We start from the raw sequence: 12696 nt of genomic DNA, 5'->3' as shown, positions 1-12696 counted from the left end.
CCTTCGGGGGCCGGAGCTTTATAGGGGTACGCCTTGCCAGAAATCGCTATTCTCCGCCCGCGCGAGCTGGGCTTATCCGAGATCGAAGCGTGGCGGGAGATGCAGCGGGCGCTGCCGCACCTGGCCAACCCCTTCCTGAGCCCCGACTTCACCCTCGCGATGGGCGAGGTCAACGACCGGGCGCGGGTGGCGATCGTGGCCGACGCGGAGGGCGTCGCAGGCTTCTTCCCGTACGAGGACCATCCCGGCGGCGGCACGGCCATCGGCGCGTGGGTGTCGCTGTGCCAGGGCATGATCCACCGGCCCGGCGCCCAGTTCGACGCCGACGCCCTGCTCAAGGCATGCGGGCTGCACGTCTGGGAGTTCGGCTGCCTGGCCGAGGGACAGCCGTGGTTCGCCCGGCACGAGACGCTCCGGCAGGAGGCGATCATCCTCGACCTGGCTGACGGCTATCCGGCCTACCTGCGTGAGCTGGGCGAGCGTGCGCCCAAGTTCCTGAAGACCACCCTGTACAAGGAGCGCAAGCTCGGCCGCGACAGCGGAGAGGTGTCGTTCGCGTTCGCGGTCGACGCCGACGAGCAGTTCCGCCTGTTACGGACGTGGAAGTCCGCACAGTACGCCCGCACCGGCCGTCCCGACCGGTTCGGCCGGGAGTGGGTGGTGGAGCTGGTGGAGAGGCTGCACGCGATCGACAGCAAGGACTTCGGCGGCGTGCTGTCCATGCTCTACGCGGGTGGCGAGCCGGTGGCGGGACATTTCGGGCTGCGTTCGCATTCGACGCTGGTCGGCTGGTTCCCGTCCTACGATCCGGCCTTCAGCAAGTATTCGCCAGGCCTGATCCAGCACCTGCGCATGGCGGAGGCGGCCGCCGCCGCCGGGCTGTCCTCGATCGACCTCAGCGTGGGCGCCGGTTACGAGTACAAGACGGCGCTGTGCAGTAGGACCGTTCCAGTCACCGAGGGCATCGTGCGACGGCGCACGATGCGAGCCGGCGCCCACTGGGTGCGCACGGAGCCGGTGCGCCGCGTGCGCCGCGCCGTCCTCGACGCCCCCGTGCTCTACAAGGTCGCCGACCGGGTCCTGAAGAAGTACGGCCAGATCAGGAGCGGATCACGGTGAACGTCACCGGCATCGAGGCCGCCATCAGCGAGCGGATCGGCCAGGAGTGCCTGCATGTGCCGTCCGCGCGGTTCGGGCTGCTGCTGGCCCTGCGTCACTGGTTCAGCCCAGGCGACCGGGTGCTGATCTCGCCGACCAACTGCGAGACCGTGCTGTTCGTCGCGCTGGCCGCCCGGCTCACGCCGGTGATGGCGCCGGTGTCGTGGCGCGACGGCAACATCGACGTGCCCCGCGTCGACTGGACCGGCCTCGCCGGAGTGATCACCACCCACCTGTACGGCCAGCCCGACCAGGTGGACGCGCTGCGCGCCGAGTGCGACCGGCGAGGGCTCGTCCTCGTCGACGACGCCGCGCACGCCTTCCAGACGATGATCGACGGCCGGGCGGCGGGCCTGTTCGGGCAGGCGGGCGTCTTCAGCCTGGCCAAGCACGGCCGGGCGATGTCCGGCGGCTTCCTCACCACCGCCGACCCTCGCGCGCTGCCCGAGCTGGCCGCGGCCCGTGAGGAGCTGCTGTTGCCCGGCGGGGCGCAGCTGGGCGCGGTGCTGCGGCCGCTGATCCGCGAGACGATCTACCGCACCGGCCTCGTCCGGCCGGTGTGGCACGCGCTCAAGAGACTCGGCATCGTCAAGTGGACCGGCCACCGCTACCCGACGACCGCGGAGGAGCTGGGCAAGGCGGCCGGGGATCTGGCGGCGATGGACCCGTGGCTGCGGATCGACCTGGACGACTGGCGGATGCGCCCGTCGTCGCCGCTGCTGCGCTTCCAGCGCTCCCGCATGAGGGTCGCCGACCGCGAACGTGACCGGCGGCTGGCCGGAGTGGAGACGCTGCGCGCCACCCCCTGGGCCGCGCGGGGAGTGCGCGAGGCTCCGGTGCGGCCGCTGCTGCGGGTGCCGCTGCTCGTCCAGGACAGGGACGAGGTGGTCGCCGAGCTGGAGAGCCACGGCGTGGTGCCGGGGTTCATCTACGACCCGCCGCTGGACGACTACCTGCCGATGATCGCCCAGGGGCCCACGCCCGAGGTGGCGCGCTGGTGGACCGGCCACGCGCTGCCGGCCGACCCGCTCGACGCCGCACGCGTGGTGCGGCTGCTGGAGCGGATCGGCGCACGACCGCTCGAGACCCCTCCCCCGGAAGGACCACCGGCCCATGACCAGTGAAGAGGTCGTCAAATCGGGACCCGGCCTGGTCGCCAGGCTGCGGACCGACCTGCGTAACCCGCTCTTCCTGCAGGGCTACGCGCTGATGGCCAACACCGCGGCCACGGCCGTGCTCGGCCTGGGCTACTGGTTCCTGGCCGTGCGCCTCTACAGCCCGGCCGCGTTCGGCGAGGGCCAGCTCATGATCACCGCGATGCGGCTGTTCTCCTCGCTGGTGGGACTGGCGTTCGTCGGGGTCATGGCCAGGTTCATCCCGATCTCCGGGGCCGCGACCTCGAAGCTGGTGCTGCGCGGCTATCTGGTCGCCGGCGTCACCGCGGTGCTCGCCGCGCTCGGCTTCCTGCTGACGCTGCCCCTGTGGGGAGCCGCCTACGCGGAGCTGGCCACGCTGGTGCCTGCGCTGTTCTTCCTGGGGTCGGTGCTCGTCTGGACGATCTTCACTTTGCAGGACGTGGTGCTGGCGGGGCTGCGCAAGGCCATCTGGGTGCCGGTCAACAGCACGGTCTTCGGCGTGGGCAAGATGGTCCTGCTGGTCGTGCTGGCGTTCGTGCTGCCGACGGGCGGGATGTTCGGCGGCATCTTCGTCTCCTGGATCGTGCCGACGGCCGCGGCGCTGATCCCGATCAGCTGGCTGATCTTCAAGGTCGCCATCCCGCAGCACGTGATCAGGACCGGCAGCGACGCCGCCCCGCCCCGGCTGCGCGAGATCGGCCGGTTCGTCGCCGGCGACTTCTCCGGAGCGCTCTCCACGCTCCTGGTCCTCTACCTGGTGCCGGTCATGGTCGGCGCCTGGCTCAACGACCCGGAGATGTTCGGCTACTTCTCGGTCACCCACACGCTCGGCTGCATGATGGGGCTGCTCGCGGCGAACATGGCGGTATCCCTGACCGTCGAGGGCTCGCTCGACTCCGCCCGCCTGGCGCAGACCACCCGCAACGCGTTGCGCCGCACCTTCCTCATCGTCGGCCCGGTCGTCGCGGTCGTCGTCCTCGCGGCTCCGCTGATCCTGCTCGTCTTCGGCCCCGAACTGTCCGAGGCCGGCACCCCGCTGCTGCGTCTGATGGCGCTGGGCGTGCTGCCGATGGCGCTGGTGGAGATCCGGCTGGGCACGCTGCGGGCGCGCAGCGAGGCCAGGAAGCTGGCGACGATCCAGATCGGGATGACGGTGCTCGTCTTCGCCAGCGTCATCGCGCTGTTCCCGGTCGCGGGCATCACCGGCGTGGGTTACGCGCTGCTCGCCAGCCAGACGGTGACCGGCCTGTGCGTGCTGCCCGGCCTCCGCAAGGTGCTGGCGCTTCCCCGTACGCAGGAGGTGGCCTGACCCGCCGTCCGGTGGGGACGGCGGGTCGTCGCGCGTTACGGCGAGAGCCGGTGCAGGTCGCGCGGGAAGGCTGTGGCCTGGCGGATGTTGGCCGCGCCGGTCAGGCGGGCGGTCCACCGCTCCAGCCCGATCGCGAACCCGCCGTGCGGCGGCATGCCGTACGCGAACGCCTGCAGATAGCCCTCGTACGGCTCCGCGCTCTGGCCCCTCTCAGCCAGGGCGTCCAGGTAGTCCTGGTGCCGGTGCAGCCGCTGCCCGCCGGTCACCAGCTCCAGGCCCCTGAAGAGCAGGTCGAAGCCAAGGGAGTAACCGGGACGCGCCGGGTCCGGATGGGTGTAGAAGGGCCGCTTGGACATCGGGTAGCCGGTCACGAAGAGGAACTCCGAGCCGTGCTCGCGCAGCGCCCAGCGCGACAGCCACCGCTCCTGGGCCGGTGACAGGTCCGGCTCGTCCTCGCCTGTCAGGCGCTGCGCCTCGGTGAAGTGCATGGCCGGGATCTCCGCGGGCACCTCGGGCAGTTCCAGGCCGAGCGTCCGGGTGGCGGAGGCGGCGCGCTCGCGCACCGACTCCAGCATGCCAGCCACCGCCTCCCGCAGCACCGCCATCACCTCGCGGTGGTCGCGGACGAAGCCGAGCTCGGCGTCCAGGCTGGTGTACTGGGCCAGGTGCCGGACGGTGTCGTGCGGCTCGGCCCTGAAGACCGGCCCCACCTCGTAGACCCGCTCGAACACCCCGACCATGGCCTGCTTGTAGAACTGCGGCGACTGGGCCAGGTAGGCGGGCCGGCCGAAGTAGTCGATGCCGAAGACGTTCGCGCCGGACTCGGTGGCCGAGGCGACGATCTTCGGGGTGTGGATCTCGGTGAAGCCGAGCCGGTCGAGCGAGGCCCGGAACCCCGCCACGCTCGCCGCCGAGATCTCCAGCGGGGCCCTGAGCGCCGGGTGGCGCAGGGCCACGGGGGCGTGGTCGAGGATCGTCGGCAGCGCGGCCGGCACGACCGGGCGGTAGAGGTCGAAGGGCGGCGCCTCGCCCGGCTCGGACAGCACGCGCTGCTCGGGGGCGGCGAGTTCGACACCGCCCGGCGCCTGGGGGTTGGCCGTCACGGTCCCGGTGACCTCGACGACGCTTTCCTCGCCGGGCAGGTCGCCGCCGTGGAAGACGGCCTGCGCCAGCCCGGTGCGGTCCCTGATGACCAGGAAGGACACGGATTTCAGCAGCCGGCGGCGATGGACCCAGCCGGCGATCGTCACTCGTTGCCCGGCGTGCTCAGCGAGCTCCGCCGACAGGACACGAGAGATCATCACAGCTCCTCACGAGGAAGTGCATGACCCCTTGGGAGTGCGGGGGAGAAGGGAACTCCCGGTGCCACCGCACTTTCGCCGCCCGCCAGGGGCGGCCTCCACGACCCGATGACGGGGGTCAGGCCGGCGGGGCATTGCCTCCCCGCACTCGGGAGTGTCTTCACCGGGGGGCGCGGGGCCGCCTTTCCAGCGTGCGGCGGCTCTCTGGACCCGCGCGGGCCCCGGCTACTCGTCTCCGTCTACGTGTTGCCGTGGATGGTATCCGGATCGCCACCCGCCCGGCAAAGGGTTTCAGCCGGGCAGTGCGCCCAGCCGGGTCAGCAGGTCGCGGGTCACCGGGACCCGCGCGGCCACGTCGGCGTCGTCCACGATGTCGGCGTTGAGGGCGAACGCGTAGAGCCGGTCGCCCCGCTCGATCCAGCCCACGTACCAGCCGATGCCGGGCGTGAAGGTGTCGGCCCAGCCGCTCTTCGCGTACAGCGTGTAGCCGTCCTTCTGCTCGACCTTCAGCATGTCGCGGACCAGTCTCAGGCTCTTCTTCGTGGCGGGCAGTTGCTGGCGGGCGAACTTCGACAGGAATTTGGTCTGCTCCACGGCGGAGATCTCCAGCGGCCCGTCGAGCCAGAACCGGTCGACGACCCGGCCGATCTCACGGTCGCCGTAGCCCAGCCGGTTCACCCACTGCTTCTCCTTCTTCAGCCCGATCCTGCGGGCGATCGTCTGGAACACGGGCACGTTCGACACCTTGATCGCGTCGCCCAGGTTCATGTCCTGCTCCCACTGGGGGAAGGACTGCGGCTTGCCGCCGTAGGGGATGATCTCGTGCTCGTCCTTGACCGCGCCGGTCTCCAGCGCGATCACGGCGTGCGGGATCTTGAAGGTGGAGGCGGGCGCCATCGGCTTGTACGCCCTGCTGCGGTCGACCACGGTGGTCCGGCCGCTCCTGACGTCGAGCAGCGCGAACGTACCGCGCAGGCCGGCCTTGTCGAAGACGGCCCGCAGGTCGTCGCGGACGACGACGCCGGGCTGCGCGACGGCGTGCGCCCCGGCGACCGGCGTGGCGGCGTGCGCCGTCCCGCCGGCCAGCGCGGTCACGGTCAGCAGGGCAGCGCTCAGCAACATTCGGGGATGTCTCATGCGGAAGATCAGATCAGCACTTCCGCAGTCGTGTCCAATATTGCTATTACTGCCAGCCCGATATCCGTCCGGATATCGGCCCAGGTCAGCGGTCCTTCTTCTGCCGCTTCTCGCGGATCTTCATCGTCACCTCGATCGGCGATCCGGCGAAGCCGAACTCCTCCCGGATGCGGCGCTCGATGAAGCGGCGGTAGGTGTCCTCCAGCCAGCCCGAGGTGAACAGCACGAACTTGGGCGGCTCGGTCGACGCCTGCGTGGCGAACAGGATCTTCGGCTGCTTGCCACCGCGCACCGGAGGCGGCGTCGCCTGGACCAGCTCGGTCAGGAACGCGTTCAGCCTGGACGTCGGCACCCGGGTGGACCAGGACTCCAGCGCCTTCTCCAGGGCGGGCACGAGCCGGTCCATGTGGCGGCCGGTCAGGGCGGAGATGTTGACGCGCAGCGCCCACGGGGTGCGGACGAGCTGCCTGTCGATCTCCTTCTCCAGGTAGTAGCGGCGGTCCTCGTCGACGAGATCCCACTTGTTGAACGCCACCACCATGGCCCGGCCTGACTCGATCACCAGGCTGATGATGCGCAGATCCTGCTCGGTGAGCGGCTCGCTGGCGTCGATCAGCACGATCGCCACCTCGGAGCGGTCCAGCGCGGCCCTGGTGCGCATGGCCGCGTAGAAGTCGGCGCCCTGCAGCTCGCGGTCGCGCCGCCTGATGCCCGCGGTGTCGACGAACCGCCAGGTCCTGCCGCCGAGCTCGATCAGCTCGTCGACCGGGTCGCGGGTGGTGCCCGCCATCGGGTCGACCAGCACCCGCTCCTCCCCCGCCAGCTTGTTGAGCAGCGAGGACTTGCCCACATTGGGCTTGCCGAGCAGCGCCACCCGGGCGGGCCCGCGCTCGGTGCCGAACGTCACCGCCGGCGTCTCCGGCAGCGCTTCGAGCACCACGTCGAGCAGGTCGCCGCTGGAGCGGCCGTGCAGGGCCGAGACGGCGTGCGGCTCGCCGAGGCCGAGCGACCACAGGGCCGCCGCCTCCAGCTCGATCTGCTGGTTGTCGACCTTGTTGGCGGTCAGGATGACCGGCTTGCCCGACTGGCGCAGGATCGAGCCGACGATCTCGTCGGCGTCGGTGGCGCCCACGGTCGCGTCGACCACGAACACGATCACGTCCGCCAGTTCTGCGGCGATCTGCGCCTGCTCGGCGATGCGCAGGTTCATCCCGGTTGCCTCGGGATCCCAGCCGCCGGTGTCGACGACGGTGAAGCGGCGTCCTCGCCAGTTGGCCTCGTAGGTGACGCGGTCGCGGGTCACTCCCGGCACGTCTTCGACGACCGCCTCGCGGCGGCCGATGATGCGGTTGACCAGCGTGGACTTGCCGACGTTCGGCCGCCCTACGATGGCCACGACCGGTAGCGGACCGCTGTCCGCCGGTGTTTCGGAAACTTCGAGATCGTCGAGGTCAACCTCGACCCAATCCCCCGTTGACACGATGTCTCATCCTTATGAGTCCCGCACCCCTAGGTGCGCTCCTTGACCAGTCTCAGCACCTCCGCGATGACCTCTTCGAGGTTGAACGCGGTGGTGTCGAGCTCGATGGCACCATCCGCCAACGAGAGTGGATCCGTCTTGCGTGTTGAGTCGAGCGTGTCACGCCTGGCCATGGCCGCCTGCTGCGCCTGCGCCGTGGTGCCGATCAGCTCCGCGGAGCGGCGCTGGGCCCGGGCCTCGGCGCTGGCCGTCAGATAGATCTTGACGGCCGCCTCCGGGGCGACCACGGAGCCGATGTCGCGGCCTTCGACCACGATGTCACCGGCGCCGATGATCTCCCGCTGGAGCGCGACGAGCCGCGCCCGCACCTGCGGCACCGCCGCCACGACGGAGACGGCGGAGGTGACCTCGTCCTGCCTGATCGGCTCGGCCACGTCGACGCCGCCGACCTGGATGGCCGGCGCGTCGGGGTCGGTGCCGGACACGATCTCGGGCTCGCCGCAGCGGGCCGCGACCGCGGCGGGGTCGGCGAGGTCGACGCCCTGCCGGAGCATCCACCAGGTCATCGCCCGGTATTGGGCGCCGGTGTCCAGGTAACGAAGCCCCAGCGCGCGGGCGACTCCGCGCGAGGCGCTCGACTTGCCCGACCCCGAAGGGCCGTCCATGGCGACGACCAGACCGGCCACGGTCTCTCCCTCTTCACGTTTCGACCTAACCTGAAGAGGTTACCGCCTCGCGCCCCGTCGATCCGCCGGTCAGTCGGCCACCCAGCTCCCGTGGAAGCCGAGCGGCACCCGGGCGGGCAGGTGCACGGTGGCGACCGGCTCTCCGGAGAAGTCCTGCGCGGGCAGGATCACCAGGTCGGCCGCCCCGCGCGCCGGGTTGTTGACGAAGGTCAGCACGTAGCCGTCATCCTCGGCCGCGCCCGACTCCACGAACACCGGCTCGCCCACGTAGGCGCCCCTGCCGAACTGCCGCGCCTGCTGGGTGCCCCGCTCCAGGTCGTGCTTGATGAGCGTGTTGTCGAACGCTTCGTCCGGCAGGTCCTCCAGCTCGGTGTCGCCCGGATAGACCACGTCGATCAGGTCGCGGGTGGCGGCGGTGTAGCCGTAGCGGTAGGGCCTGCCGGTGAGCCGCTCGTTGATGCGCGGGAACTCCTGCGACCGCCCGTCCAGGCGGGTCTCGGACACCTTGCCCGACGTCAGGTCGATCCGCCACCGGTCCAGCGTGGGCATGCCGCCCAGGTCGAGCCGCGCGTCGACGAACCGCTGCGGATAGCGCACCACGTCGACCACCACCTGGTCGCCGTCGTCGTAGGCGTTGAGCGTGTGGAAGACCCAGCACGGGTCCACCTCGAACCAGCGCACCTCGCCGGTCGCGCGCGACAGCAGGCCGAGCCGGGAGCCGTGCTCCTCGTTCCACGCGTACGGCAGCGGCGTGCCCTTGGCGGCGTGGTCCATGCTGAACGTGACGGGCAGGTCGTAGAGCACCACGTAACGCTCGGTCAGCGCGAAGTCGTGCAGCATGGGCGCGTCCGCGATGGGGATGTCCCTGGTCTGCGTGACGGCGCCCTTGGCGTCCAGCACGATGTGCTGGTGGTGGTCCCAGCCGAAGAAGTACGCCATCGCGTGCAGCTCGCCGGTGGCCGGGTCCAGGTGGGTGTGCGCGGCGAACCCGCCGGGCAGCCCGCCGTCGAAGTCGCACGCGCCGATCGTGTCGAGCTCGTAACTCAGTTCGTACGGCAGCGCGCCCGCCTCGACGGTCGCGAAGGTACGGCCGGCCAGGCCGATCACGTGGGTGTTGGCGGCGAAGTCCATGCCCGCGTGGTTGAGAGCGGACCGCGGCTGCTCGCCGAGCCGCCGGGCGACCTCGGCGTTGCGCACCCACCGGTTGCGGTACCACTCGGCGCGGCCGTCGCGCAGCCGGACGCCGTGCACCATGCCCTCGCCCAGGAACAGGTGCGCCGCCTGGGGGTCGTCGAGGCTGAGCGGGTTGGGGCCGTTGCGCAGGTAGCGGCCGTTCAGCTCGGCCGGGATGCGGCCGGTGACCTCGAGGTCGAAGGCGGTGATCTCATCTGTGACCGGGGTGAAGCCGCCTCTGTAGGGGGTGGACATCAGGTGGTCCTCTCGTCGGGAGTCAGGAAGGGCTTGAGCACCGAGGAGCAGAGCAGCCTGTAGCGCCGTTCGGCCTCGGCTCGATCGAAGTAACCGGACAGCTCCAGGCTGACCGCGCCGTGCATGGCCATCCAGAGCACGTCGGCGATCTCCACGTCGGTGGCGCCGCGCAGCCGGCCCTCCTCCAGGCACCGGCTGACCACGGCCACGAGCAGGCTGAAGGTTCTCCTCGCCACCTCCTGGGCCGGCCGGCTCGGCGTGAAGCCGGGCACCGCGCCCTGGAACATGACGCGGTAGTACGCCGGCTGCTCCAGCGCGTAGTCGCGGTAGGTCTCGATGCCCGCCCGCAGCTCGGTCAGGGCGTCGGGGTCAAAGGGCACGGCCAGCAGCCGCTGCTCGAACCTGGCGAACCCCTCCAGCCACAGCGCCTCGGTGAGCCCTTCCTTGCCGCCGAAGAGCGTGTAGATCACCTTGGTGGAGCACCCGGCCTCGCCGGAGATCCGGCGCACGGTCAGCGCCGCCGGGCCCTCGTTGATCAGGAGGTGCGTGGCGGTGTCGAGGATCGCGGCCCTGACGACGACCTGCCCTTCCTGCTGGGCTTGCCGGTAGGTGGTGGAGCTCATGGAGAAACGCCGTTTCTGTACGGTAACACTGTTACCAACATTTGTACGCCCTGCCGACGCCGCCGTCAACGCGAGTAAGGACGTTGTGACCGGAAACAAGGCCGGTGTGACGGACACGAGTGAAACGACCAGCAGGGTGACGGTGGTGGTCGCCACCATGAACCGCCTCCGCGCGCTGCAGCGCTCGCTCCCCCACCATCCCGGCCCGGTGATCCTGGTCGACAACGGCTCCACCGACGGCACCACCGGATTCGTCCGGCGCCACTTCCCGCACGTGCGCGTCGTCGAGGCCGGGCGCAACCTGGGCGCGCCGGCCCGCAATCTGGGCGTCCGGATGGCCGAGACGCCCTACGTGGCCTTCGCCGACGACGACTCCTGGTGGGCCTCCGGAGCGCTGGAGCTGGCCGCCGACACGCTCGACGCCCACCCGCGGCTGGCCGTGCTCGGCGCCCGGGTGCTGGTGGGGGCCGAGCAGCGGCTCGATCCGGTGAGCGCGGAGATGCGGCGCTCCCCGCTCGGAGTGGCGGACGACCTGCCGGGGCCGAGCGTGCTGGGCTTCCTGGCCTGCGGAGCGGTGGTGCGCCGACAGGCGTACCTGGAGGCGGGCGGCTTCGACGACGTGATCTTCTTCTTCGGCGAGGAGGAGCGCCTCGCGATGGACCTGGCCGCCAGAGGCTGGGGGCTCGCCTACGTCGACGACGTGGTGGCCCACCACCACCCCTCACCGCCTCGCGACCCGGCGGCACGGCAGGCTCTGGCGGTCCGCAACGCCCTGCTCACCGCGGTCCTGCGCCGCCCGTGGCGGGTGGTGGCCCTGCGCTCGCTCGACGCCCTGCGCCGGGGCCCGCCGGGCTGGCGCGGGCTGCGGTCTGCCGTGCCGCGCCTGTCCCGGGCCCTGGCGCAGCGCCAGGAGCTGCCGCCGGAGGTCGAGCTCGCGCGGCGAACCCTGGAGCGCGGTTACAGTATGTGACTAAAGGGTAGCAATGCGTCATGACAACTGCACCAAATCCGATTCAGCTACAGAAGCACCTCAAGGGTGTCGACTATCCCGCCAGCAAGTCCGACCTGCTGGAGGCCGCCCGCAAGCAGGGCGCGGACCGGGACACGATCAAAGCGCTGGAGGCCATGCCCGACCGCGACTACGACGGTCCCAACGCCGTCAGCCAGGCTGTCACCCAGCGTTGAAAACGCCGCGCGGGCCACCGGATCAACGACGATCCCGTGGCCCGCGCGGGCCTTTCACCTGCCACCCGCCGTCAGCCTGAAGAGCGCCACGGGCACCAGCCCTCGCTTGAGCAGCCTGTAGGTGGCCATGGGGCTGCTGCTGACGATCTCCTTGTAGGCCACGGCCGCCCGGCCGGTCAGGCGCCACCGGCGCGGGCTGTCGTCGGGGCGGGTGAACTGGATCACCGCGTCCTCGCGGCCCAGGCTGACGGGCTGGTGGACGTACCCGAACCTGAAAGGTCTCGGCCTCCGGCCGCGCAGCTCCGCGGCGAGCGCGGTGGCGGCGTGCAGCGCGCTCGGGATGCCGCTCTGGCAGGTGCCGTGCAGCACCCCGAACGGCTGCTTGACCGCGGCGGCGTCGCCGACGGCGTACACCTCCGGGTGCGACACCGACCTGAGCGCCTCGTCCACCACGATCCTGCCGCGGCCGTCCACAGTCAGCCCCGCGTCGCCGGCCAGCGGCAGCCCGGTGGTGCCGGCGGTCCACAGCGTCGCGTCGGCGTGCACCAGCTCGCCTCCGGCCAGCTCCACCCCGCCGGGAAGCACCTTGATGATCTCGGCGCCCGTCCGTACCTCGATCCGCAGCCGGTCCAGCGCCCTGTCGAGATGGGCGCGCGCGCCGGGGCCCATCATCGAGCCCGGAACGTCCCGGGTGAGCAGGACGACGTGCAGCCCCGGGTGCGCCTCGGCGAGCTCGGTGACCGACTCGATCCCGGTCAGCCCGCCGCCGGCGACCACCAGCGTGCCGCTTTCCAGCTCCGCCAGCCGGCCCGCCAGCCGTACGGCCTGGTCGTGGCTGTCATAGGTGAACGCGTGCGCCGCGACGCCGGGGACCGACGTGTCGGTGACGGTGCCGAGGGCGTACACGAGCCTGTCGTAACCGAGCACCCGCCCGTCGCCGAGCGCCACCTCCCGCCGATCGGCGTCGAGCCCGGTGACCGTGCCGCGGACGAACTCGGCGCCCGTCCCGGCGAGCACGTCCCCGATGGAGTGGTCCGCCAGCCGCTGCCCCGCCGCAGTCTGGTGCAGCCGGAGCCTCTCGGTGAAGCGCGCCGACGGGTTCACCAGCGTCACCCTGCCTCCGTGGCGCCGCGTCCTGACGGCCACCCTGATTGCCGCGGCGATGCCCGTGTAGCCTGCGCCCAGTATCACGATCCTTGTCATCTGCCCTGCCTCCTCGTCTCGCCGATGAAGACGTGATGAGCGGGCCGGGT

The 12696-nt window shown here is 71.1% G+C and carries 12 protein-coding genes; 5 read left to right on the top strand and 7 right to left on the bottom strand.

Features of this window, described 5'->3' with window-relative positions; genetic code table 11:
* The first annotated feature begins 33 nt into the window (after window positions 1-33).
* From V5E28_RS04040 to V5E28_RS04030, 3 genes are read left to right on the top strand one after another with little or no spacing between them, the layout of a single operon-like run.
* Window positions 34-1119, top strand: a complete 1086-nt coding sequence (locus tag V5E28_RS04040; protein WP_336204973.1) for a GNAT family N-acetyltransferase — start codon at window positions 34-36, stop codon at window positions 1117-1119.
* Complete coding sequence (locus tag V5E28_RS04035) at window positions 1116-2282, top strand: DegT/DnrJ/EryC1/StrS family aminotransferase (protein WP_336204972.1); 1167 nt, start codon at window positions 1116-1118, stop codon at window positions 2280-2282. Before V5E28_RS04040 ends, V5E28_RS04035 begins: the two co-directional genes overlap by 4 nt.
* Entirely contained in the window at window positions 2272-3603 is a 1332-nt protein-coding gene (locus tag V5E28_RS04030; RefSeq protein ID WP_336204971.1) for a lipopolysaccharide biosynthesis protein, read from the top strand. Before V5E28_RS04035 ends, V5E28_RS04030 begins: the two co-directional genes overlap by 11 nt.
* Before the next feature lie 35 nt (window positions 3604-3638).
* Here V5E28_RS04030 and aspS read toward each other — a convergent pair whose 3' ends face one another.
* From aspS to V5E28_RS04000, 6 genes are all read right to left on the bottom strand, one after another.
* On the bottom strand, window positions 3639-4904 hold the full coding sequence (gene aspS / locus V5E28_RS04025; protein WP_336204970.1) for an aspartate--tRNA(Asn) ligase: 1266 nt from the start codon (window positions 4902-4904) through the stop codon (window positions 3639-3641).
* A 291-nt stretch (window positions 4905-5195) separates the two neighbouring features.
* Window positions 5196-6041: a class D beta-lactamase gene (gene blaOXA / locus V5E28_RS04020; RefSeq protein WP_336204969.1), complete on the bottom strand. Its 846-nt coding sequence runs from the start codon at window positions 6039-6041 to the stop codon at window positions 5196-5198.
* Between the two features lie 85 nt (window positions 6042-6126).
* The gene (gene der, locus V5E28_RS04015; RefSeq protein ID WP_336204968.1) at window positions 6127-7521 is read right to left on the bottom strand and encodes a ribosome biogenesis GTPase Der; all 1395 of its coding nucleotides are present in this window, start codon (window positions 7519-7521) and stop codon (window positions 6127-6129) included.
* 29 nt (window positions 7522-7550) lie between these two features.
* A complete protein-coding gene (gene cmk, locus V5E28_RS04010; protein WP_336204967.1) occupies window positions 7551-8207 on the bottom strand; it encodes a (d)CMP kinase in 657 nt (218 codons plus the stop codon).
* A 69-nt stretch (window positions 8208-8276) separates the two neighbouring features.
* Window positions 8277-9635, bottom strand: coding sequence for a carotenoid oxygenase family protein (locus V5E28_RS04005; RefSeq protein WP_336204966.1), 1359 nt, complete (start codon window positions 9633-9635; stop codon window positions 8277-8279).
* Window positions 9635-10258 (bottom strand): TetR/AcrR family transcriptional regulator, encoded by a 624-nt coding sequence (locus tag V5E28_RS04000; RefSeq protein WP_336204965.1) that lies wholly within the window; start codon window positions 10256-10258, stop codon window positions 9635-9637. Before V5E28_RS04000 ends, V5E28_RS04005 begins: the two co-directional genes overlap by 1 nt.
* 106 nt (window positions 10259-10364) lie before the next feature.
* On the opposite strand from V5E28_RS04000, the gene V5E28_RS03995 reads away from it, so the two are divergent.
* Window positions 10365-11228 carry a glycosyltransferase family 2 protein gene (locus V5E28_RS03995; RefSeq protein ID WP_336204964.1) on the top strand — a complete coding sequence of 288 codons (864 nt, stop codon included), beginning with the start codon at window positions 10365-10367 and terminating at the stop codon, window positions 11226-11228.
* A 20-nt stretch (window positions 11229-11248) separates the two neighbouring features.
* Window positions 11249-11443 (top strand): DUF2795 domain-containing protein, encoded by a 195-nt coding sequence (locus V5E28_RS03990; protein ID WP_336204963.1) that lies wholly within the window; start codon window positions 11249-11251, stop codon window positions 11441-11443.
* Window positions 11444-11497: 54 nt separating this feature from the next.
* Here V5E28_RS03990 and V5E28_RS03985 read toward each other — a convergent pair whose 3' ends face one another.
* Window positions 11498-12646 (bottom strand): NAD(P)/FAD-dependent oxidoreductase, encoded by a 1149-nt coding sequence (locus V5E28_RS03985; RefSeq protein ID WP_336204962.1) that lies wholly within the window; start codon window positions 12644-12646, stop codon window positions 11498-11500.
* Between the last annotated feature and the right edge of the window lie 50 nt (window positions 12647-12696).

The sequence above is a fragment of the Nonomuraea sp. LPB2021202275-12-8 genome (assembly GCF_037044575.1).
Lineage (GTDB): Bacteria > Actinomycetota > Actinomycetes > Streptosporangiales > Streptosporangiaceae > Nonomuraea.
This window is presented reverse-complemented; position numbering and strand designations above follow the sequence as displayed.